A 22454-nucleotide genomic window follows, 5' to 3' on the forward strand; every position below is an offset into this window, starting at 1 on the left:
ATAAACGAATGCAAGACGATATTTCAGGTTGGACGGAATGGAATGCTCATTTTGATGGGATTGAAGAAATTTCAAGTCCAAGTGAGTTACATGGATTACTCACAGGTATAGTTTGTGTCACACAAGCACCAACCAAAGACGAATGGTCACAAATTTTAAATACTTTAAATGTTCCTGCATTATCGGAAGAGGCGTTAGAAAGCTTAACTGACGAAAGCGAAGATGTTTCTCATGCCTTGTCTGACGATGAGTTAGATTATTTGCCGATGTTGCCAGACGACACTCATTTGCTTGTAGACCGTGTTCAGGCATTGGCGGATTGGTGTGCAGGTGTGGTCCTTGGTTTTGGTTTGGCTTCTGGTCATATTCGTGCAGAAGAACAAGAGCTGATTGAACATTTACAAGATGTTGCAGCTGTTGAGTTTGAGGATTCGGACAATGATGAAGAGGGTGAGGAAAGCTATCAGGAACTGTATGAATTTGTACGCCTGATTCCTGTGAGTCTGTCGATTGGCCGTAAAAAGATTGCTGTAGCCGAAAGCTCATTATTACAAAACTTTCATGCAAAAAGTAAGAATCAGGGGGATATTGGCGATGTACAAAATGTCGTTGAAATGTTTACCCCACATCGTCCGAGTTAACTCGGGCGGTGCCTTAAGCTCTTATAAATAAAGATACTTACAATCATTCATCTTCATCAGAAGGACAATATGAAATTAAGTCAAGCCGATTTTAAACAACGCCGTAATCTTCTTGCTCAACACATAGGCAGCAATAGCATTGCCATTATTGCGACGCGAGCAGAAATGTATCGTAATCGCGATGCGGATTATAAATATCGTGCAGACAGTAGTTTTTATTATCTGACTGGGTTTGCAGAACCCGAAGCCGTTGCGGTAATCGAAACCTTTGCAGAGGGCGAGGAATATAGCTATAGCTTGTTCTGCCGTGAACGTAATCGCGAGATGGAAATCTGGAATGGTTATCGTGCTGGGATTGATGGTGCGATTGAAATCTATGATGCAGATGAAGCGTATGCAATTGATCTGCTTGATGAAGAAATTATCGACAAGTTGTTAAATAAAAAGCGTTTTTATTATCGTATTGGTCAAAATGCGGAATTCGATGCACGTGTCAGCCAATGGATTCAAAAAGCAGATGCACAGCAGCGTCGTGGTGGTGCTGCACCCGCTGAAATGATTCAGTTAGACCGAATTATTGATGAAATGCGTTTGAAAAAATCAGCGCAAGAAATCGAGCTAATGCAGATCGCATCGAATATCAGTGCTGAAGCCCATACTCGTGCCATGCAAAGCGTAAAACCAGAAATGATGGAGTATGCACTTGAAGCAGAACTCAATTATATTTTTGGTAAAAATGGTTGTGTGCCAGCCTACAATAGTATTGTCGGTGGTGGAGAGAATGCGTGCATTTTGCATTACGTAGAAAACAATAAACCATTAAAAGACGGTGATTTGGTTTTAATAGATGCTGCTTGTGAATATGAATTCTACGCATCTGATATCACTCGCACTTTCCCAGTCAATGGTAAGTTCAGTCCTGAGCAAAAAGCACTTTACAATATTGTATTAGATGCACAACTAGCTGCGATTGATGCAACCCGTATTGGCAATCACTACAAATATCCACATGAAGTCGCTGTAAAAATTTTAACTCAAGGTTTGGTTGATCTCGGCTTACTGAGCGGTAATGTAGATGAGTTGGTTGAGAGCGAAGCATTCCGTCAATTCTTTATGCATGGAACTGGGCATTGGCTCGGTATGGACGTGCATGATGTCGGTGCCTATAAAACGGGCGAAGAATGGCGTTCTTACGAAGTGGGTATGGTAGTCACTGTTGAACCAGGTTTGTATATTGCACCCGATGATGAGACAGTTGATGCAAAATGGCGGGGTATCGGCATTCGTATCGAGGATGATATTGTTGTGACTGAAAGTGGTCCATTGGTTTTGACGAAAAATGTAGTGAAAACTGTTGAAGAAATTGAGCAATTAATGGCTAGTTAAGTCAGAAATATTGATCTAAAGGCTTTTTCTGGGATAAGCCTTTTTTATTTGTCGAATTAAAATAAAACACAGACCAAACAAAGTACAAATTCCATTGTCGATTTAAGTTAGAGTAAGATAGGCTAGGGTCTGTAGATATTTCATAAATGCTTGCGACAGTGGATATTTTTTAGGTGATACAAGGCATGGCTTATGAAATTTAGTCATTCTAAATAAATAAGCCATAACGCAGTAGCGACAAAAAATATCCCTGTCCCACAGGGTTATGGCTAAAACTTCCTTAAACTTTGTTATGAAACTTGACAAGGAGTTGCCATTGCCTACGTTTCATGCCTCGTTTAAGTTGTTTTAGCCTATAACGCAACCATAGATGAAATATCAACAGACCCTTAACATCAAGTCATGAAAAACTGATAAGGAATAATATTATGCAGCAACAAGTCATCATTGTCGGTGGAGGTATGGTTGGACTCAGCCTTGCTTTAATGTTGGCAAAATCTAATATTGCCGTAAAGCTATTAGAAGCTGTGAAATATCCAAATTATGATGATGAAAATGTTGCTCCTTATCACTCAAGTTTTGATGCGCGTAACACCGCTTTGTCACGCCGTAGCGTGCAGATTTACCAAAAATTAGGTTTGTGGGAAGCCTTACAGCAACATGCCACCCCAATTCTGCAAGTACATATCACTGAGCAGGGTAGCTTTGGTAAAGCACGATTAGTCGCAGAACAAGAAAAAGTAGAAAGCTTTGGGCAAGTCATTGAAAATGCGTGGTTAGGTCGAGTATTACTCACCCAGGTTCGTCAGCAGCCTCTGATTGAATTAATTGATGGGGTACAAGTGACATCACTGACACAAGATGTAGATGAGGTTCACATTGAAGCCATGCGTAATGGTGAATATATCCATTCCTTGAAATCGAAGTTGGTGATCGCAGCAGATGGTCGTGATTCTTTCTGCCGTCAAGCAATTGGTGTGGGCGTGGATGAACATGATTATGACCAAGTTGCGATTGTTACAACGGTTCAAACCTCTAAACCTCATCAACAGGTTGGTTTTGAGCGGTTTAGCGCATTAGGACCATTGGCATTATTGCCTTTACCTGGTGAATATCGTCGTTCTGTCGTTTGGCCAGTTAAAAAAGGTACTGAAGCTGAATGGTTGGGTGAAGAAAATGATCAACACTTCTTGGATGCCCTACAAGAAACTTATGGCGATCGTGCGGGTAAATTTGAAAAAACGGGTAAACGTTTTAGTTATCCATTGTCACAAGTTCTGGCTCACAAGCAGGCAGTTGGTCGTGTAGTTCTGATGGGTAATGCAGCACACACAATTCATCCTGTTGCAGGGCAAGGCTTTAACTTGTGTTTGCGAGATGCCGATGTATTGGTTCGTTATTTACTAGAGCAGTTAGCGAAGTCTGATGATATTGGTCATCCTGATAATTTATTGGCTTATGAGCAAGCACGCTTAACAGATCAGCAGCGTGTGATTAAGTTCTGTGATTCAGTGGTGCGTGGTTTCAGTAATCAAAATCCAATCCTCAAATTATTACGCAATACAGGTCTGATTGCATTTGATGTGATTCCAGGCGTTAAGCCTTTGGTTGCCAATTATGCGATGGGACTAAAAGCATGAGTGAAATCTTAGATGTTGTGATTGTTGGCGGTGGTTTAGTCGGTGGATTAACCGCTTTATTGTTGGCTCAAGGTGGTGTGCAAGCAACAGTATTGGATGCTGCACCAGTGCTTGATCAAGAGAAAACTTTAGCTGTGATGAATCCACGGGTGTTGGCTTTAAGTCAAGCAACGATTCATCTACTAAAGACAGTGGATGTCTGGAATGATTTAGCACGCCAAATGCCTTATTCAGGTATGCAGGTCTGGAATAAAAATGGTTATGGTGAAATAAATTTTGGACATGCTTCCGAACAGCAACCTCGTGCAGATCAAGCTTTAGGTTCAATGGTTGAACCAAGTGTCTTGAATGTTGCGATTCAACAAAAAATGCTACAGCAGCTCAATGATTATCGTACTCAAGTCAAAGTGATTCGGATTGAGCAGATTCCACAAGGTTGGTCAATTCAATTGGCGGATGGCACAACACTAAAAACCAAGTTACTTATTGGTGCAGATGGTGCAAATTCTTTTGTCCGCGAACAAGCTTATATAGATTTAGATGTTTTGGATTACAAACAGGCTGCCATCAGTTGCGCGATTAAAACCACCCAGCCGAATCATTATGTGGCACGACAAATTTTCCTACCGACAGGCCCATTGGCTTATTTGCCGATGGCGAGTCTTGATCCACAAGAGAACGGCTATTGGCAGTCGATTGTCTGGACTTTACCAGATGATTACGCCGATGAATATTCAGCACTCAGCGATCAAGCGTTTATGCAATTACTGACCCAAGAAAGCCTAAATATGTTGGGTGAAGTAGTTGAGGTTCGTTCCAGAGCACAATTTCCACTTAAAGCAAGAGCAGCTCAGCGTTATATCAAATCGGGTCTGGCATTAATTGGTGATGCTGCACATGTCATCCATCCTTTGGCAGGTCAGGGCGTAAATATCGGTTGCTTGGATGCAGCAGTTTTATGTGATGTTTTATTGCATGATTTAAAACGCGGTGTGTGGGCCAATGAGCAAACTTTATTGCGCTATGAACACCAACGTAAAGGCCAGAATGATGCCATGATGCACAGTATGTCTGCGATTGGTTGGTTAGAAAGTTCAGAATTATTTCCGTTTGTTTGGGCACGTAACTTTGGTCTAAAACAAGTTGAACAATTGGATTGGTTTAAAGATCGCTTTATGAGACAAGCGAATGGATTAGGGGCTTTACAGCACACGCGTTATGCTTGCTAAAAAATAGTAGATATTTTTTAAACAATCATTTATAAATCAGAGTGAATTTGGTTATAAAAAGCACAATTTGATGAATATTTTGCTTTGATAAATAAGAAGAGCTTGTTAAATTTCATCAAGTTCTGATGGCCAAATAGCGATGATGAGAGTTGAGTCATTGTGGGGAGAGTAATATGACGGAAATGAATGATTACGACGAAAATACTGAAGATTCTGCGGTAGACGATGAAGAAGCGAAAGCCGCAGAAAGCGGTGCAGATACCGAAGAAGCAACGATTGATGATGCTGATCTAGCTGAAGCTGAAACGCTAACTGTGACTGCGAAACAGAAGCAGCGTCAGGCTTTGGAAGACGAATTAGCTGCATTTCTTGCACGCGGTGGACGCATTACTGAGGTTCCGCCAGGTGAGCATCAAGATTAAGTCTGAATTGACATAAAAAAGCATCACGGTTTTATTGGTGGCTCACATGCCCGTTCTGTATCGTTATGGGTCGATGCGCTGGATTTTGCAGGTGATGCTGCTAACTATGCAATTTCATTGGCTGAGATGATAAGGGGAGATTTTTTTAATCCCCCCTTAGGTTTTATTGATCTTGTTGGGTGAGTTCCAGAGCCCGTTGATAAGCAACTTTCTTTTTTATACCCGTTAAATCAGCGGCCAATTGTGACGCTGCTTTTACCGATAAATCCTGCAATAAGCGTTTTAACAACTCATCCAGTTTATCCTGCTCCACATCTTTTTCCGCAGATGCACCACCCACCACAACCACAATTTCACCTTTTTCCTGGTTGTGATCATTTTCAATAAACGTGACCAATTCTTTTAAGGTCATTTTTTTGATGGTTTCAAAAGTCTTGGTAATTTCACGGGCAAAACCGACAGGACGATCTTCACCAAATACCTCAGCCATATTTTTAATACTGTCTAAAATACGATGTGGCGCTTCATAGAAAATCAGGGTTTGGGTTTCATCTTTTAATTTTTCAAGCTGGCTAATGCGTTGCGATGCTTTGGATGGTAGAAAGCCTTCAAAGCTAAAACGGTCACTCGGCAAGCCAACGGCACTTAATGCCGCAATTGCAGCACAGGCACCTGGGACGGGGATTACACGAATGCCGCGTTCTTGTGCTGCGCGTACTAACTTAAATCCAGGGTCACTAATTAACGGTGTTCCCGCATCACTAATCAGCGCAATACTTTCACCATTTAACATTCTTTGAATAAGTTGATCAATTTTGTTACTTTCATTGTGATCATGACACGCTGTTAAGGGAGTTGAGATATTATAGTGCTTGAATAATTGAGCAGATTGACGAGTGTCTTCTGCTGCAACCACCGATACAGACTTTAAAATATCAATTGCACGAAAGGTCATGTCATCCAAGTGCCCAATCGGGGTTGCTACAACAAATAATTGAGCACTCATAAAAGGTAACTCCCTCATGTCTTACAAAAAATATTGGCTGCTACTCTGTTTGGCAGCATGTATGAGTCCAGCCTATGCGGACGTACTGGTGATTTTACCTGAATCTGGCACGATGGCGCGAGCAGGCCAGAGCATCAAACGTGGTTTCCTGAGTGCTTATACAGCATCTGGCAGCAAAGAAAAAATTATTTTTGTAGATTCCGCAAAAAATAGCATCGACTCAATTTTTAAGAAAAAAGTCACCCATAAGACCAGACTGATTGTTGGGCCATTGGCAAGACCTGAAGTTGAAAACGTTATACAGCTTAGTCCCAAAATTGCTGTACTGGCCCTTAATGATGTCAATACACAGTCAGCCAATGTCTGGCAATATAGTCTGGCCAAGCAGGATGATGCGGTTGCCCTCAACCAACTGCTGAAAAAAGATGGGGTGAAAAAACTATTTGTTTTACGCCAGACAGGAACTGAGTCAGCCACTGAGCTTTTTTTAGTGGCATTGATGGCTGATTTTGGTTCAGATATTGCAATGGTCAATCAGTTACCGAAAAAACTCTCCAGAAAAGAGGGCGTGTTGCTATTGGGTGACCATCAATGGATGGAACAACTGGGATCATTACCTGAGAAAAATATTTATGCGACACCCCTAAGTATTGAACAGGGGCAGTCCATACCTTTGGGATTGAGTTTCTGTGATGTCCCCGCGTTATATAATGGTCAATGGGCAGACTTAATTGAAGCCTACAAGGAACAGCCTGAAAATATGGCATTTCAACGTTTGCTGGCTTTTGGGGGTGATGCATGGAGCATGGGCCAACACTTACTTGAGCAAGCTGGACAGGTGCAGTTCTCTTTTGTTGGACGCACAGGTGCAATTGAGCTAAAAGACCATAAAATCTCTAGGCAGCCTTATTGTTATAGACAGCAAAAAAATAGCATTGAAATTTTAAAATAAGATATGGGCACAATCGAACAGCAGAAACATCTCTTGGGACAGTGGGCAGAACAAACGGCATTGCTATTTTTACAGTCCCAGCAGTATCAATATGTCAATAAAAACTACCATTCACGTTTTGGGGAAATTGACCTGATTGTCAAACGTGACAATGAGCTGGTTTTTGTGGAGGTGAAAGCCCGTTCCGCAGGCAGTTATGCAGAGGCCTGTGAAGTGATTTCGTATTCACAGCAACGTAAGATTATTAAGACGGCGCAGTTCTTTTTACAAAGATACCCCAATTATTACAATTTTGACTGTCGTTTTGATGTGATCTGTTTTGATTTTCCACAGAAACTTGCAAAAACAGTACAACCAGATTTTTCAAAATTGCAGTATGATCAGCAATGGATTAAACATGCGTTTACTTTGGATTGAGATACGGTTGAGTCATTTCAAGGCAAGTGCAGTAGATTGAATAAGTTAGTGGATAGGGAGTCTTGCCAAGTGTTGAAACGTTTAACGATGACGTTGGTTTGCGTTGCAAGTTTATCGGGATGTGCGAGTTTTATTTCTGGTGGAACAGGATCGGCGCCTGTTGGTACAAACAGTGGTGAACGTAGTTTAGGGCAGGTTTTTATTGATTCTTCAATCAAGCGTACTGCAAATATCAACCTATACAAACTAGACCATCGCTTTAAGCAGTCACGTATCAATATTGAAAGTTTCCACAGTAATGTTTTGTTGACTGGCCAGGTTCCCGATCCTTACTTAAAACAGTTGGCGGAAGATAACCTGCGCGCCATGAGCGATGTTAAGGCGGTTCACAACTACATCACTGTAGGCGATAAAGTAAGCTATAGCACCATCATGCAGGATGCAACGGTAACGGCGAACACCCGTGGTCTACTGATGAAAGCTCCTGTGGTTTCTGACAGCAAAGTACTGGTACATACTGAAAACGGTGTGCTGTATGTGATGGGGCGCCTTAATACCGCTGAAGTGAAAGATTTGGATGATGTCTTACAAAAAGTGGGCAATGTGAGTAAAATTGTCACGCTGATTGACAACATTGATCAATCTTCGGGGACGATGAACTCATCTGCTGCCACGCCGATGGTCGGTGCAGCGACAACACAGCCTTTAGTTGAAACACCAGTTGCAATTGATCCTGATCAAGATGAACCCGTGACGACGACACCAACCGCACCTTAATTTATGAAGCAACTTATTCAGCAAGTACAAGAAAACGTGATACGGGCGAAAAACTTATATCAGGAATTTCGCCTGTATGATTTTGCCAGCTATTCAATCAATTATTTGACGCCAAAGGATACTTTTGAAAAAGAAGAACATCTTGCTTATGGGTTAAAAGCCAGAAATCGACTGGATCTTTATCGAACCAAGAATCCAAAGAAACAAAAACCTTTGATTGTTTTTGTACATGGTGGATCATGGCAACATGGTAATAAGAGAGATTATTTATTCATTGGCGAAACCTTTGCTCGAGAAGGCTTTGATGTTGCTGTGATTAATTATCAACTTGCTCCAGAGAATATCTTTCCAGCATTTGTTGATGATCTAGCGCAAGCGATTCATTATTTGAATCAAAATAAAGTTAAGCTGAATATTTCAACTGACAACATGATTCTGATGGGGCATTCGGCAGGAGCTTTTAACGTGATGTCGGTTGTCTATTCAGCCCAGTCACAAAATTTCAAATATAAAGACCAGATCAAGGCAATTGTGGGTCTGGCTGGACCTTACCATTTTGACTATGTGGGCGATCCTTTATCAGAACATGCCTTTGACCACAAGATTTCCTATCAGCAGGTGATGCCTTATTACTTTATTGAACCGAACCACATCAAGCATTATTTGCTAGTGGCGGAACAGGATCAGGTCGTTGAAAGAAAAAACACGCTTGATCTGGATATTGCCTTGAGACAAAAGGGTAATCATAGCCATATTGCGGTGATTCCAAAGACGGGCCATATTACCATTGTGGCCACACTTGCCAGTCTGATGAGTCATTATTTCAAGACCAAGCGTACCATTCTGCATTTTCTCGAAGAAGCTTTAGAACCCTAAAGACTAAAAAAGCATCGTTTAAGATGCTTTTCTACTTCCTATGACTTGCATGATCATACTGTGGGCGATACTGCCCTTAAATGGTATTTCAGGCAGTTGGTCAAACTTGAAGAATTGTGCATCACTAATTTCTTCAACTTGAAGCTGAATGTCACCTGAATCATATTCTGCATGAAAGGCAATCATCAGGTTGCTTGGAAATGGCCACGGCTGACTTGACATATAGCGGATATTTTTAAGCTTGACACCGACTTCCTCAAAGGCTTCCCGTTGTACTGCCTCTTCCAGTGTTTCACCAACCTCAACAAATCCAGCGATTAGACCGTACATATTACTTTTATTACGCGCTGATTTCGCAAGTAAGAGTTCATCATCACCTTTGGTAATGATTGTAATGACACATGGCTGCACACGTGGGTATTGATGATAGCCACAGGCAGGGCAAACCATAGCATATTCTTTGGAATGGATTTCCGTGGCATGTCCACAGTGGCTACAGAATTTATGGTTACGCCGCCACTCAAGCAGTTGCACCGCACGGCTAGCCTGTAGAAATTCTGTTGTGGACCATAACTGGATTAGTTCCCGAATGGGAATCAGTTGATAGCCATCGGGAACAGATTCATGTTCAAGCAGATCACGTGCAATGACATGATCATTGTGATGGATGGGGAGGTCACTTGCTAACTTTTCAACCTTTGGCAGTTGCAGGTTTTCATCAACTAACAGTTTCTGGTGTTGAAAAATATAAGCAAGTGAGAGCTGAGTCATTATGCGGCGATGTTTTGTAATTGCTGACTGCTTGATAATGCCACATCAAACATAGATTGCAATACAGGTTGTTTATTCTTAAGGTTATCCACCAGTAAATCCAGACCTGCAACCACATTTAAAATGCAGTTCACCTGCTCTGCATCTAAAGCCAGATTCTGGTTTAAGCGATTCTGGGCAAAGTTCGCCGCAGTCAATAATGCTGTCTGTTGAGCAGAACTGCCAAGGAACAGGGCAGCACCAGATAGCTCCTTAAGATACTCTGGCAATGCCTGCAGACTATGTGAGGCTGGATCCTGAACATATAGGCTTAGGGTTTGGGTCAGTGTCTCAATCAGTGTTTTTGTCTCAGTCAACAACGCCTTATGTGCTTCATCTAAACGGTCTAGTGAGATATGCATGTTATTGACACGCAACTGCAAACGGCTAGAGGTGTAGTTACGCTCCAGAATGCCGATTGAGTTCATCGATGCTAAAATACTGTTCATCAACTGCTGTACTGAAGCTACATCCGTTAGTGTATTGGATTGACTGAGTTTTTCAGCCTGCTGGATCAGCTCTTTTGCCGCCTCATTCAGGTTAAGCACCTTGAACACATTTGCAAGCTGGTTCAGCTTGAGTTGTAGCTCCTGAGTTTTTTGAGTTGACATATTCTGATGATTATATTCAATTTCATTACGAATCTGCGCCATTTCATTGGTCATCAACTGGCTGATGGTATGAATGGTTTCATAGTCAGGGCCATATAAATGACGGCTGAGCACCTGCAACTGGGTATCGCTTAACAGTTCATCACCAATGTTGAGCTGTTCACGGATATGCTGGGAAACATCATCTTCCTGACTAATGCAGATGCTGAGAATATCAGCAAGATCGCTCAGGTTGCTTTGGTAGGCAGACTGCTGTGCCAGGAATTTGCCAATATTGGTTTCAACCTGAATCAGGGTGCGTAAACGCGCTTCGGTGATCAGCAGTTCTTCAATATGGCTTAAACCAACATTGACCAGTTGCCAGTATTGCTGACTTGGAAGATTTGAAGCCATGCCCGCAAGGTAGACACCAACAAGTTTGATGCCCTGCAAGTCCAGTGGCGTTTCCGTCTGCTTGATCAGTTTGTTTAGGCATAGCTTGTAAAGCTGGTGAATATATTGGGATTTTTCCAGACTTGGCGCCTGTGGCAGATTAAAGTTTGGTGTGATGCACTCCAGCAAAGGCTGAATGGTCTGGCCTTCTTTGGTGATTGGTTTGCCCAGCGTTTTTTCCAAACGGTTCAGGGTATCCAGCAGGAACTGGGGAACCTTGACTTCACGCAGGCTGATAAACTCGATATAGCGCTTCAGCATAGTAGTGCCTTCACTGAGGGCAACCACATCACTGGTCTTGATTTGCTGCGGTTGAGCCATGATCTTGCGCATCAACTCAGCCGAATACTGGGTGATTTGTGACAAATGTGGCATATCAATCAGGGCAAGCACCTGTGTGCATTGCTCAAACTGATTGAGTGCATCATCAATACCAAAAGGTAAGGCTTGTTCTTCAGCAAGCGTATTAACTGCTGTCTCCACCAATTTAATCGAATTGTCGATTTCATTTTTTATTATTAGTAATGCCGTTGGGTCGAAATGAATCGAGGTTTGGTAAGACATATGACCTACACCTTTCCTGAGTTGTTATATCCATGAACCTCCCGCAACAGGAGGTTTAAATGTTCTATAGGCTAATATAGCGTAACTTTGAAAGCTTGAAATACAAAAAATAACATTGATCAGTAAATTTATTTTGCAAAAAAGCAAGGCTTTCCATGTTTCTGTTCAAATTGTTTGACCCATGTCTCATGTTGGGCCAATTCATCACCCGATGCATAAATGACAGGAAGCTCAATCTGCACACGTTGACGGGTGTTTTTATTTTGACCTTGTTCCGTTTGTGACAGGGCATCTATATCAAAGGAAACCTGTCCACCCGTCATGGCAAGGTAGACATCTGCCAGAATCTCGGCATCCAGTAACGCACCGTGGAAAGTACGGTCCCGCGCAGGAATTTCGTAACGTCTCACCAAGGCATCCAAAGAATTCTTTTGGCCAGGATGCTTATTTTTTGCCAGTGCCAATGTGTCGGTCACTTCACACACTTCGGAAAGTAAGGGCAGGCCAGCACGCTTGAACTCCATGTCGAGGAAGTTCATATCGAAGGTTGCATTGTGTGCAATGATCTCGGCACCTTTTAAGTAGGCAAATAGCGTATCGGCAATTTCTGCATATTTGGGCTTGTCTTGTAGAAAATCGTCGGTGATGCCGTGGATGGCCTCTGAGTCACCAACAGGTTTTTCAGGGTTGATATAAATATGAATCGAGCTACCCGTCAGTTTGCGGTTGATCATTTCAATCGCGCCCACCTCAATAATGCGGTCGCCATCCTGATAATAAAAACCTGTGGTTTCGGTATCCAGAATCAGCTGGCGCGGGCCCTGAAGATTTAACTTGGCTTCAGTCACAACAATTTGTGGATGTAGGCTGCTTGCTGGTGTTGCTGAGGTGTCGGGCAATATCTCTGTTTCAGCCATATTGTCCTGAACATTTATTTCTATTTCAAGCTCTTCCTCAATTTCGTCCTGATCCGCCATCATATCTAAACCAAAAGGATCATCCAGCAGCCAATCTGGTTCAGGCTTTTTTGTATCAGCGTTAGCCTGTGTTGTGGATTTTAGTTGTTTGGCAGTCTGTTCCGCACCCAAATTGGCCAGTTGATCTGCCATCTCATTGCCAGCATGACCTGCATGGCCCTTGATCCAGTTCCACTCAATCTCACGGTTGGCACAGGTTGCATCAAGTTTTTGCCAGAGGTCTGGATTTTTGACATCTTTCCAGTTTTTCTTTTTCCAGCCATGAATCCATTCAGTGATGCCTTGCTTGACATAATTGGAGTCTGTCCAGATGATCAGGCGTGCATCAGTCGGGCAAAAGGCAATTCCTTCAATGGCAGCAGTCAGTTCCATGCGGTTGTTGGTTGTTTTTGGTTCGCCACCACACAGCTTGTGTTCACCCTGTTCGGTAATGATGTATGCACCCCAACCCCCTAAACCTGGGTTGCCCTTGCATGCGCCATCAACATAGAGTGTGATTGTTTGTGACATATCTGAACCTAAATCATAAATGGAATAAAAAGTTTCCAGCATTGCCATCTAAATCGGGTTAGACAAATATTCTGCTGTGACCTTGAGCAATATTGGAATAACACTGTAGTTTTCCCGTATGGATGGAAGATTTTAGCATTTCAATCCTATTTCTTGTATTGTAAGGTGAAATTCTTCCTCTGGACGTTACAAAACACATATTTTTTAATTTCTTGTAACATTTCCGTGCAAATCACGCTAAATTATTGCCTTGTCTAAGCGGCATGCTTTACTACAATGGCTAATTGAAAAAGAACTAGCGTGAGTTGACTGGAAGTTTTTATGTATAAATCGAGCACATTGGTGTGGCAAACATCTGCAACATCATTATTCAAAATTACTGTACTCACTTCCGCTCTAGCCGCGTTGGGAATGACCACAGGTTGTTCATCAACCCCTCAGACAAGCAAGGTTTCATCTTCAAAACAAGTGGGTTCAGGCCTTTTGGATGCAAACAGTCTGGATTCTCTGGAAGACCTGCTTTCCGCAACCGATATGCGTGCGGTGGAAGGCGACCGTCTTTTAGTCTTGAAACATGGTGATGTCTGGAAACGGATGACTGTGGGTTTCAAGATGGACTTAAACCATTGGGACTCGCGTATCGAGGCGCAGCGTAGCTGGTTTATTTCCCGTCAACCTTATCTGGACCGTTTAAGTGCGCGTGCCAGCCGTTATTTATACCACACTGTAAAAGAGGCTGAACGCCGTGGTATGCCGACTGAATTGGCACTTTTGCCCGTAATTGAAAGCTCTTATGACCCAGCGGCAACCAGTAGTGCGGCAGCCGCGGGTTTGTGGCAGTTTATTCCAAGTACGGGACGTATTTACGGTTTGCAGCAAACCAGTTTATATGATGGCCGCCGTGATGTGGTTGAGTCCACGCGTGCCGCTTATGAGTTTTTAGGCAGCTTATATAATCAATTTGGTTCTTGGGAACTGGCACTGGCTGCCTATAATGCAGGGCCAGGTCGAATCCAGCAGGCAATTAACCGTAATAAGGCGGCTGGGTTGCCAACTGACTACTGGTCCTTGAAATTGCCACAGGAAACCATGAACTATGTTCCCCGTTTTCTGGCAGTTGCACAAATTATTAAAAACCCCGGCGCTTATGGTGTGGCATTGCCTCCAATTGCCAACCGACCTCACTTTCGTGAAGTTGCTTTATCTGCACCGCTTGAGTTAAACCAGATTGCTTCAATTACGGGGCTAAGCCGCGCCGAACTGTATACATTGAACCCAGCCTACCGTGGTGAGATGGTTGACCCGATGAGTCCAATGCGCATCCTGATTCCTGCGGATTTAAGTCCATCGATTGATGGAAAATTACGTTCTGGCAAGGCAGGTTCTGGTGGATTCTGGGCAAGTAGTGCGTCGCCACCTGCAATGAACCCATTAACCAGCTCAACCACAGTACGCACAACCACCTCAACTATAAGCAATGTGGGGCAAATCGTTAAGCCATCCACCACACCACCGCCATCATTAACCACGAAGACCAATACTGTACCCGTTACCACCACAACAACAAAAACGCCGACCAAGATAGCCACTCCTATGGGGTCAAATGCCTTGGCCTCTTTTGCCGCGGCGGCGGATGTGCCGAGTGCACCGCGTATTCCTGTAGCGATTACACCAGCTCCAAATGTTAAACCTGTTAGGATTGAACCGCCAATTTCAGTGCAGGAGCGTGAGCAGATTGTTGCTGCAGTGAAGCAGGAGGGTGAGAAAAAAACGGTAACACAAGTTCTGCAACCACAGGCAACACAGGCTGAAAAAGATCAGGTGGTTGCTGAAATTAAGGCGATTGCTCCACAGGGTACAGAAATTGTTGATCCATTTGATGGCAAGATTAAGCTGACCGCCATTCAGACCAGCCAATCGGTTGCCGATCAGAAAGGTCAGGAAGTCAGCAAGGGCTTTGCTTATCCAAAAACCTTGGCTGAAAGTCCAGAAATTGCCAATAGTGATGAGGCCAAACGTAATCAGGGTAAGCCTTACATCACGACCGATACCGATGTTGTGGTGGTCGCACCAAAAGGTAAACGTAGCACTTATATCGTTCAACCAGGTGATACACTGGCCTCAATTGCCCAAAAGAATGGAGTGAACTGGCGTGACATTGCCCAATGGAACCAGATTGACCCAGCAGGTAAATTGTTTGTCGGGGCCAGTCTGTATCTCTATGATGCAAAACCACAAGCTGACACCTCCAAGGCGGTGGAAAGGAAGCCAGAAAGTTATGTGGTGCAGTCAGGTGATAGTCTGACCAATTTAGCGGCGCGTTTTGATCTAAGTCTTAAACAATTGGCCGACTATAATAATCTCTCTATAACGGACGGCTTGTTTGTAGGGCAAAAGCTCACATTGGTTGAGCCTAAAACCAATACGCGTAACAATCAACAAACAGTACGTGTACCAGAGACAAAGACATCCACAGCCCAAAAAGTGGCGACCAAGTCCTATACGGTGAAACGTGGTGAATATCTCAAACTGATTGCGGACCGCTATGCCTTGTCGAATCAGGAGCTGGCTGATTTAACGCCAGGACTGACATCGGGTAGTAACTTGTTGGTGGGGCAGAAAATTAATGTGCCCCTGCATGAAGTGTCACAAACTGAGGATAATGTCGAGCCTAAAAATACGGTTAAGTATGAAAATGTAAGCGCATCAACCAGCTACAAGACTGAGAACTACACGGTTCAACGTGGTGATACCTTATCCAGTATTGCGACAAAATCAAAAATCACCCTGAATGAATTGGCCGAGTTAAATAAGCTGAAATCCAATAGTAGTGTTCGTCTAGGGCAGACCATCAAGATTCCAGCAGGTTCAACTGTTCCTGAGCAATATGTGGTTCAGTCTGGCGACAGCCTCAATGCAATTGCCAGCAAGTATGACCTGACTGTCAACTATATTGCGGACTTGAATGGACTGGAGAGAACGGCTGGTGTGCGTGTTGGTCAGCGTTTAAAACTCACGGGTGATGCGCCAACTAAAGCAAATAATAGTAGTGCTAATGCCAAAGCTAAAGAAGACAGTGTGCCAGATACTTACACAGTGAAGTCTGGAGATACTTTAACCAGTATTGCGAACCGCTATGCCTTACAGCTTGAAGATGTTGCTGCCTTAAACAACTTGTCTCGTGACAGTAATGTTCGTATTGGACAAAAACTTAAACTGGCAGGTGATGTGCCAAAAGCTGAATCTGCCAAAGCATATAATGGCAAGAGTGCTTCCAACAACAAGTTGGTATCGAGCAAGAACACTGAAAAATATACAGTGAAAGCAGGTGAGTCACTGAACAGCATTGCCAGCCGTTTAGGCATGTCTGGACGTGAACTGGCAGAGTTGAATGATCTAAAAGCCACTACCAGCCTGCAACGTGGTCAGAGTATCTCCATTCCAAAAACGGTAACAGAGTATAAGGTAAAACGTGGTGATACCTTGATTGGTCTGGCGAGTAAGTATGGCATGGAAATTAATGCACTGGCTGAGATGAATGACCTTACCCCAAAAACTCAATTGCGTATTGGTGATGTGATTAAAGTCCCGAACCTGTAATTGCGCATGATTGCGTTGCTTGCTAGCAAGAGGCCTAGTCTATTGTATGGACTAAGCCTTTTTGCTCAGTTCTCATTTGCAGCCGTACATACCACGCCTTATTTGGCAATGCATGTGACCCCAAAATACGCACAGTTACACGCCATGCCTTATGCCAATCCGAATGCACCGAAAGGTGGAGTGCTTAGCCAATCCAGTCTGGGAACGTTTGACAATTTAAATAGCATGAATGGTAAAGGCAGTGCCACAGAGGGCGTGAATTATCTATTTGATAGTCTGATGGACCGTTCTTTGGATGAGCCACGGGTGATGTATCCCCTATTGGCCGAAAAAGTCAGTTATGATCCTGATGACCTGCGATTTGTAATTTTCCACCTCAATCCTAAAGCCCGTTTCAATAATGGTCAGCCTGTCACCGCAGAGGATATCAAATTTACTTTTGATACCTACCAGACCAAAGCCAATCTGGGTTTTCAAATGTATTTATCCGATTTGGCAAAAACAGAAGTCATTTCCAAGTATCAGGTTAAATTTATTTTTAAATCCAAGAATAATGTGGAAATGCCGTTAATTGTGGCAAGCCTACCAATTTATTCAAAACAAGATTGGAAAAATAAAGATTTTACTCGGGTTACATTACAACCGATTGTAGGGTCTGGACCCTATATGGTGGAGCGTATTGATGCAGGGCGGAGTATAAGCTATAAACGTAGTCCAAATTATTGGGCCAGAGACTTGCCTGTCAATAAAGGGCGTTATAATTTTGATCGGCTGAAATATGTCTATTACCGTAATTTAGAGGTCAGTTTTGAGGGTTTTAAATCCCGACAATTTTATTTATATGAAGAAAAAAATATCCGTAACTGGATGACCGCTTACAATTTTCCAGCGATGCAATCAGGCTGGATCAAAAAGTATAAAGCCCGTTTAGGTACACCCTTAGATATTCAAAGTCTGGTATTTAATATTCGCCGTTCACCTTTAAATGATATTCATCTGCGTAAAGCTTTAACCTATGCCTACGATTTTGAATGGCAAAATAAAGCATTATTTTTTAATCAAAACCGACGTTTACAAAGCTATTTTGATAATACGGATTTGGCTGCAACAGGCAAGCCTAGTACAGCAGAATTAAACATCATTCAGCCTTTTCTGAAACAGCTTGATCCTGTCATGCGACAAGGTGTGTTGGCCGATTGGCATTATCCTGTATCGGATGGCAGCGGTTTTAACCGTCAGAATTTATTGATTGCCCAAAAAATCCTCAAAGATGCGGGCTATATGATTCGCAATGGCAAGTTATATGATCGGCAGGGCAAACTGATTCAAATTGAACTGCTCATGCAACTGGAAAATCCACAACGTGAGTTGATGCCCCTTGTACGTAATTTGAATCGTTTAGGGATTCAGGTCAAGCTGAGGCAAGTGGATGTGCCGCAGTATATGGAACGGATTCGCCGTCAGGACTTTGATATGATGGTGATGAAAATGCCACAGACTTTAACCCCAGGTAAGGAACAGGCGCAGTTTTGGAGCAGTGCTGCCGCAGATGAGTCGAATAACTATAATTATTCAGGAATTAAGAATCCTGCGATTGACCAGATGATTGACAAGATTGTGGCTGCCAAACACCGTGATGAAGTAGTGCTGTATACCCGTGTGCTGGATCGTTTGTTGCGGGCAGGCTATTATCAAATCCTGACTTATGGCAAGCCTGAACGCTGGTTTGCCTATTGGGATATTTATCGACAGCCTCAAATCAAACCAAAGCTTTCAGTAGGTTGGGAGTATTGGTGGGTGGATGCAGATAAAGCCAGCAAGCTAGAACAAGCTATCCAAAAACACCAATGAAAATAATCAAGGATATTTAAATGTCTCACTATATTCTGAAAAGAATGTTATTGATGATTCCCACATTATTTTTCATTGTGTTGATTAACTTTATGATTGTGCAGATTGCGCCAGGTGGACCTGTCGAACAAGCCATTCAACAAATACAAAATGCACAGGGTTTAGGTACAGGAACAAGCGCTTCATCTAGCCTAAGTAACTTGGCGCAATATCAGGGCGCGCGTGGTCTCAGTCCTGAAATGGTTGATAAAATTAAAGCACAATATGGTTTTGACCGTCCTGCGTATGAACGTTTCTGGTTGATGATCAAGGGATATTTAACATTCGATTTTGGTACAAGCTTTTTTAAGGATAAACCTGTCACCCAACTGCTTTATGAAAAATTGCCTGTGACTTTGTCTTTAGGGTTGTGGAGCACTTTCCTGATTTACCTGATTGCGATTCCATTGGGGATGAAGAAAGCCAAAAAAAATGGTCTGGTGTTTGATCAATCGACTTCCTTGTTATTGGCTGTCAGTTATGCCATTCCATCGTTTGTGTTTGCCATTGTGTTGATTGTATTTTTTGCAGGTGGCAGTTATTTGCAATGGTTTCCATTACAAGGTCTGGTTTCAGAAAATTTTGCCCAACTCAGTCTATTGGAAAAAATTAAAGATTATCTCTGGCATATGTGCTTGCCGATTTTGAGTATGGTGTTAGGCAGTTTTGCAGCCTTGACCTATCTGACTAAATATTCATTTGTGGAAGAATTGCAAAAACCTTATGTGCTGACAGCACGGTCTAAAGGTTTGAGTGATCCTCAGGTGCTCTATGGTCATGTCTTTCGTAATGCAAGCTTGGTGATTGTGGCAGCTTTACCTGAAGCATTGGTCGGGATTTTCTTTGTCGGTAATTTATTTATCGAGATTATTTTTAATCTTGATGGCATTGGTTTATTAGGGTTTGAGGCGATTACTCAACGTGATTATCCCGTGATTTTCGGCACCTTATTTTTATTCAGCTTGTTTGGCATGATCCTGCGTTTAATTGGCGATTTGCTTTATCAAGTGATTGATCCTCGGATTGATTTTGAAGCAAGAGGTGATAAATAATGTCGCCTTTAATGCAGCAGCATTTCCATCGTTTTCGACAAAATAAATTGGGTTTTCGCTGTTTAATCGTATTTCTGATTATTTTTATCCTGTCTTTATGTGCGGAATTTATTGCCAATGATCGTCCTTTATTGGTTCGTTATCAGCAGTCACTTTATTTTCCTATATTAAAAGATTATCCAGAAACCACGTTTGGTGGACAATTTGAAACCGCAACTGACTATCAAGACCCTGCGGTCAAACAGTTAATTCAGCAACAGGGCTGGATGCTTTCTCCACCTGTGGCATTTTCCTATCAATCACCCAATTTATCCCTTGCCGTGCCTGTACCCTCAAAACCAAGTGTACAAAACTGGCTTGGAACTGATGATCAGGGGCGAGATGTATTTGCCCGAATCCTATATGGTTTACGGATTTCATTAGTATTTGGGCTGGCTTTGACTGTATGTTCGGCTGTGATTGGCATTATGGTTGGGGCAGTACAAGGTTATTATGGAGGCTGGCTTGATCTGATTGGGCAACGTATTTTGGAAGTGTGGGGCGGTTTGCCGATGCTGTTTATCGTGATGATTCTGGTCAGTATGTTTAGCCCCAGCGTGTATTGGCTGTTCCTGATTATGCTACTGTTTGGCTGGACAGAACTGGTGGGATTGGTGCGTGCTGAATTTTTACGTGCCCGAAATTTTGATTATGTCAGGGCTGCACGAGCGTTGGGTGTCAGTGATAGTCAGATTATTTTCAAGCATATTTTACCCAATGCCATGAGTTCCAGTCTGTCGCAGATTCCCTTTATGCTGACTGCCAATATCATTGCCTTAACTGCGCTAGACTTCTTGGGTTATGGTCTACCGCCTGATGCCGCGTCGTTAGGTGAACTCTTGTTACAAGGCAAAAATAATCTGGAGGCACCGTGGCTGGTGTTATCTGGCTTTTTTACTTTGGCGATTGTGTTGTCCATGTTGATTTATATTGGGGAGGCGGCACGTGATGCATTTGACCCAAGACGTTAAGCCGTTGTTAAAAGTGCAGCAGCTTTGCATTGTCAATGAAACAGGGCAGGCCTTGCTGGATGATTTAAATTTCGAGCTCTATCCAGCTCAGACGTTGGCAATGGTGGGCGAAAGTGGTTCGGGTAAATCCATCACTGCTTTGGCATTATTGGGTTTATTGCCTGAAACTTTGACTGGGCAAGGTGTGGTGCAATTTAAAAATGATGATCTATTAAAGCTTAACCAGCAACAATTACAGCAGCTTCGTGGCAAAGCTATTGCCATGATTTTTCAGGAACCCATGACCGCACTCAATCCATTACATAAGGTGGAAAAGATCGTTGGTGAAAATCTGATTTTGCAAGGTCTGTCCAAAGCAGAAGCTCAGCAAAAAGTGATCAATTTACTACATGATGTGGGCATTGAGGATGCACAGCAGATTCTAAAATGCTACCCACATCAGCTTTCGGGTGGGCAACGACAGCGTGTCATGATTGCAATGGCACTGGCTTTAGAACCTGATATTTTAATTGCCGATGAACCCACCACTGCTTTAGATGTGATGTTACAGGTACAGATTTTAGCTTTGCTTAAAAAGCTGCAACAGCAACGCAACATGGCGATGATTTTGATTAGCCATGACCTCAATCTGGTCAAACGTTATGCTGATCATGTGCTGGTTTTGAATCAGGGTAAAGTCGAAGAGCAAGGTACAATTGCTGAAATTTTTGACCAGCCAAAAACGGAATGTACCCGAAATTTACTCAATCACGATTTTGGACAGGCTTTGGTATTGGAATCAGCAGAAACGTTATTAAGGCTTGAAAATGTCACGGTAAAATATCCAATTAAACACGGCTTATTCAACCAGATTAAACATTATAAAATGGCAGCCGAAGCGATTGATTTGAGCTTAATGCGAGGTGAAGCCTTAGGCATCGTCGGGGAGAGTGGTTCAGGAAAATCTTCTTTGGCCCTGGCGATTGCACGTTTGATTCTCAGTGAGGGAGACATTATTTTTCAGGGCAAAGATTTAAACCAATTGAATCAAAAACAACTTAGACCTTTACGAAGTGATTTTCAGATCGTATTTCAAGACCCTTTGAGCAGCTTAAATCCACGTATGACAGTTGAACAGATCATTGGAGAGGGCTTAAAGCTTAGATCAATTTCCAAAGCACGGATCTCAACTAAAATCGAAGAGGTACTGAGTAAAGTTGAATTATCAATAGACGCTAAGCATTCATATCCACATGAACTGTCTGGTGGGCAACGGCAAAGAGTCGCATTGGCAAGAGCTTTGGTGTTGCAGCCCAAACTCATTATATTGGATGAACCGACCTCTGCACTGGATCGCAGTACACAGCGTGCCATGATTCAATTGTTACGTCGATTACAGCAGCAAGACCAGATCAGTTACATCTTTATCAGTCATGACTTACAAGTCATTCAAGCACTCTGCCAGAAAATCATGGTGATGCATCAGGCCAAAGTTGTGGAATATCAAGCAACAGCACTTCTGTTTAACCAGCCTCAAACTGAATATACACAACAGTTGATCACAGCCAGCCAGTACGGAGCATCTTGTAATTAAACTGACATATGATATTGTCAATTTATCGGAAGAACCCTTGACACCCACAATAATCAGATTAAATTGGAGTAAATACTCT

18 protein-coding genes and 1 pseudogene are annotated in these 22454 nt (G+C 42.7%); 15 read left to right on the forward strand and 4 right to left on the reverse strand.

Going from position 1 to position 22454, the window contains the following annotated elements:
* Window positions 1-8 precede the first annotated feature (8 nt).
* The 6 genes and pseudogenes from F973_RS01630 to F973_RS14945 form a co-directional block, all read left to right on the forward strand.
* Window positions 9-641, forward strand: a complete 633-nt coding sequence (locus F973_RS01630) for a UPF0149 family protein (RefSeq protein ID WP_004759588.1) — start codon at window positions 9-11, stop codon at window positions 639-641.
* Window positions 642-710: 69 nt separating this feature from the next.
* Window positions 711-2027: a Xaa-Pro aminopeptidase gene (pepP, locus tag F973_RS01635; RefSeq protein WP_004759589.1), complete on the forward strand. Its 1317-nt coding sequence runs from the start codon at window positions 711-713 to the stop codon at window positions 2025-2027.
* A 428-nt stretch (window positions 2028-2455) separates the two neighbouring features.
* Complete coding sequence (ubiH, locus tag F973_RS01640) at window positions 2456-3667, forward strand: 2-octaprenyl-6-methoxyphenyl hydroxylase (protein WP_004759591.1); 1212 nt, start codon at window positions 2456-2458, stop codon at window positions 3665-3667.
* Window positions 3664-4896: an FAD-dependent monooxygenase gene (locus tag F973_RS01645; RefSeq protein ID WP_004759593.1), complete on the forward strand. Its 1233-nt coding sequence runs from the start codon at window positions 3664-3666 to the stop codon at window positions 4894-4896. The genes ubiH and F973_RS01645 overlap by 4 nt, the downstream gene beginning before the upstream one ends.
* Before the next feature lie 173 nt (window positions 4897-5069).
* The gene (locus F973_RS01650) at window positions 5070-5318 is read left to right on the forward strand and encodes a hypothetical protein (protein ID WP_004678094.1); all 249 of its coding nucleotides are present in this window, start codon (window positions 5070-5072) and stop codon (window positions 5316-5318) included.
* Window positions 5319-5351: 33 nt separating this feature from the next.
* Window positions 5352-5438 (forward strand): annotated as a pseudogene (locus F973_RS14945) (cation transporter); the annotation flags it as partial.
* Window positions 5439-5481: 43 nt separating this feature from the next.
* Here F973_RS14945 and rsmI read toward each other — a convergent pair.
* Window positions 5482-6324 carry a 16S rRNA (cytidine(1402)-2'-O)-methyltransferase gene (gene rsmI, locus F973_RS01655; RefSeq protein WP_004759595.1) on the reverse strand — a complete coding sequence of 281 codons (843 nt, stop codon included), beginning with the start codon at window positions 6322-6324 and terminating at the stop codon, window positions 5482-5484.
* Between the two features lie 16 nt (window positions 6325-6340).
* On the opposite strand from rsmI, the gene F973_RS01660 reads away from it, so the two are divergent.
* The 4 genes from F973_RS01660 (at window position 6341) to F973_RS01675 (ending at window position 9346) form a co-directional block, all read left to right on the forward strand.
* A complete protein-coding gene (locus F973_RS01660) occupies window positions 6341-7276 on the forward strand; it encodes a penicillin-binding protein activator (protein ID WP_004759596.1) in 936 nt (311 codons plus the stop codon).
* Window positions 7277-7279: 3 nt separating this feature from the next.
* Complete coding sequence (locus F973_RS01665) at window positions 7280-7693, forward strand: YraN family protein (protein ID WP_004681272.1); 414 nt, start codon at window positions 7280-7282, stop codon at window positions 7691-7693.
* A gap of 87 nt (window positions 7694-7780) precedes the next feature.
* Complete coding sequence (locus F973_RS01670; protein WP_378251357.1) at window positions 7781-8470, forward strand: BON domain-containing protein; 690 nt, start codon at window positions 7781-7783, stop codon at window positions 8468-8470.
* Window positions 8471-8473: 3 nt separating this feature from the next.
* Window positions 8474-9346, forward strand: coding sequence for an alpha/beta hydrolase (locus F973_RS01675; protein WP_004759598.1), 873 nt, complete (start codon window positions 8474-8476; stop codon window positions 9344-9346).
* Window positions 9347-9364: 18 nt separating this feature from the next.
* On the opposite strand, the gene nudC is transcribed toward F973_RS01675, so the two are convergent.
* The 3 genes from nudC to dnaQ form a co-directional block, all read right to left on the reverse strand.
* Window positions 9365-10117, reverse strand: a complete 753-nt coding sequence (nudC, locus tag F973_RS01680; protein ID WP_004759600.1) for an NAD(+) diphosphatase — start codon at window positions 10115-10117, stop codon at window positions 9365-9367.
* Window positions 10117-11763 carry a hypothetical protein gene (locus tag F973_RS01685; protein ID WP_004759602.1) on the reverse strand — a complete coding sequence of 549 codons (1647 nt, stop codon included), beginning with the start codon at window positions 11761-11763 and terminating at the stop codon, window positions 10117-10119. Before F973_RS01685 ends, nudC begins: the two co-directional genes overlap by 1 nt.
* Before the next feature lie 128 nt (window positions 11764-11891).
* A complete protein-coding gene (gene dnaQ / locus F973_RS01690; protein ID WP_034432181.1) occupies window positions 11892-13250 on the reverse strand; it encodes a DNA polymerase III subunit epsilon in 1359 nt (452 codons plus the stop codon).
* Window positions 13251-13571: 321 nt separating this feature from the next.
* Between dnaQ and F973_RS01695 the strand changes: the two genes are divergently transcribed.
* Genes F973_RS01695 through F973_RS01715 form a run of 5 tightly spaced genes read left to right on the forward strand, consistent with a single transcriptional unit; the run spans window position 13572 to window position 22375 of the window.
* Window positions 13572-16850 (forward strand): LysM peptidoglycan-binding domain-containing protein, encoded by a 3279-nt coding sequence (locus F973_RS01695; protein ID WP_004759606.1) that lies wholly within the window; start codon window positions 13572-13574, stop codon window positions 16848-16850.
* Between the two features lie 6 nt (window positions 16851-16856).
* Entirely contained in the window at window positions 16857-18701 is a 1845-nt protein-coding gene (locus tag F973_RS01700) for an extracellular solute-binding protein (protein WP_004759608.1), read from the forward strand.
* A gap of 20 nt (window positions 18702-18721) precedes the next feature.
* The gene (gene yejB / locus F973_RS01705; protein WP_004759610.1) at window positions 18722-19792 is read left to right on the forward strand and encodes a microcin C ABC transporter permease YejB; all 1071 of its coding nucleotides are present in this window, start codon (window positions 18722-18724) and stop codon (window positions 19790-19792) included.
* On the forward strand, window positions 19792-20802 hold the full coding sequence (locus F973_RS01710) for an ABC transporter permease (protein WP_004759613.1): 1011 nt from the start codon (window positions 19792-19794) through the stop codon (window positions 20800-20802). The genes yejB and F973_RS01710 overlap by 1 nt, the downstream gene beginning before the upstream one ends.
* Window positions 20780-22375 carry a dipeptide ABC transporter ATP-binding protein gene (locus F973_RS01715; RefSeq protein WP_004759615.1) on the forward strand — a complete coding sequence of 532 codons (1596 nt, stop codon included), beginning with the start codon at window positions 20780-20782 and terminating at the stop codon, window positions 22373-22375. Before F973_RS01710 ends, F973_RS01715 begins: the two co-directional genes overlap by 23 nt.
* Window positions 22376-22454 lie beyond the last annotated feature (79 nt).

This window comes from Acinetobacter sp. CIP 102129, assembly GCF_000368305.1.
Classification (GTDB): Bacteria; Pseudomonadota; Gammaproteobacteria; order Pseudomonadales; family Moraxellaceae; genus Acinetobacter; species Acinetobacter parvus.

Bases quoted from the DNA above. Each gene is read 5' to 3' on its own strand.
- F973_RS01630 (WP_004759588.1), top strand. From the start codon at position 9: ATGCAAGACGATATTTCAGGTTGGACGGAATGGAATGCTCATTTTGAT.
- pepP (WP_004759589.1), top strand. From the start codon at position 711: ATGAAATTAAGTCAAGCCGATTTTAAACAACGCCGTAATCTTCTTGCT.
- ubiH (WP_004759591.1), top strand. From the start codon at position 2,456: ATGCAGCAACAAGTCATCATTGTCGGTGGAGGTATGGTTGGACTCAGC.
- F973_RS01645 (WP_004759593.1), top strand. From the start codon at position 3,664: ATGAGTGAAATCTTAGATGTTGTGATTGTTGGCGGTGGTTTAGTCGGT.
- F973_RS01650 (WP_004678094.1), top strand. From the start codon at position 5,070: ATGACGGAAATGAATGATTACGACGAAAATACTGAAGATTCTGCGGTA.
- rsmI (WP_004759595.1), bottom strand. From the start codon at position 6,324: ATGAGTGCTCAATTATTTGTTGTAGCAACCCCGATTGGGCACTTGGAT.
- F973_RS01660 (WP_004759596.1), top strand. From the start codon at position 6,341: ATGTCTTACAAAAAATATTGGCTGCTACTCTGTTTGGCAGCATGTATG.
- F973_RS01665 (WP_004681272.1), top strand. From the start codon at position 7,280: ATGGGCACAATCGAACAGCAGAAACATCTCTTGGGACAGTGGGCAGAA.
- F973_RS01670 (WP_378251357.1), top strand. From the start codon at position 7,781: ATGACGTTGGTTTGCGTTGCAAGTTTATCGGGATGTGCGAGTTTTATT.
- F973_RS01675 (WP_004759598.1), top strand. From the start codon at position 8,474: ATGAAGCAACTTATTCAGCAAGTACAAGAAAACGTGATACGGGCGAAA.
- nudC (WP_004759600.1), bottom strand. From the start codon at position 10,117: ATGACTCAGCTCTCACTTGCTTATATTTTTCAACACCAGAAACTGTTA.
- F973_RS01685 (WP_004759602.1), bottom strand. From the start codon at position 11,763: ATGTCTTACCAAACCTCGATTCATTTCGACCCAACGGCATTACTAATA.
- dnaQ (WP_034432181.1), bottom strand. From the start codon at position 13,250: ATGTCACAAACAATCACACTCTATGTTGATGGCGCATGCAAGGGCAAC.
- F973_RS01695 (WP_004759606.1), top strand. From the start codon at position 13,572: ATGTATAAATCGAGCACATTGGTGTGGCAAACATCTGCAACATCATTA.
- F973_RS01700 (WP_004759608.1), top strand. From the start codon at position 16,857: ATGATTGCGTTGCTTGCTAGCAAGAGGCCTAGTCTATTGTATGGACTA.
- yejB (WP_004759610.1), top strand. From the start codon at position 18,722: ATGTCTCACTATATTCTGAAAAGAATGTTATTGATGATTCCCACATTA.
- F973_RS01710 (WP_004759613.1), top strand. From the start codon at position 19,792: ATGTCGCCTTTAATGCAGCAGCATTTCCATCGTTTTCGACAAAATAAA.
- F973_RS01715 (WP_004759615.1), top strand. From the start codon at position 20,780: ATGCATTTGACCCAAGACGTTAAGCCGTTGTTAAAAGTGCAGCAGCTT.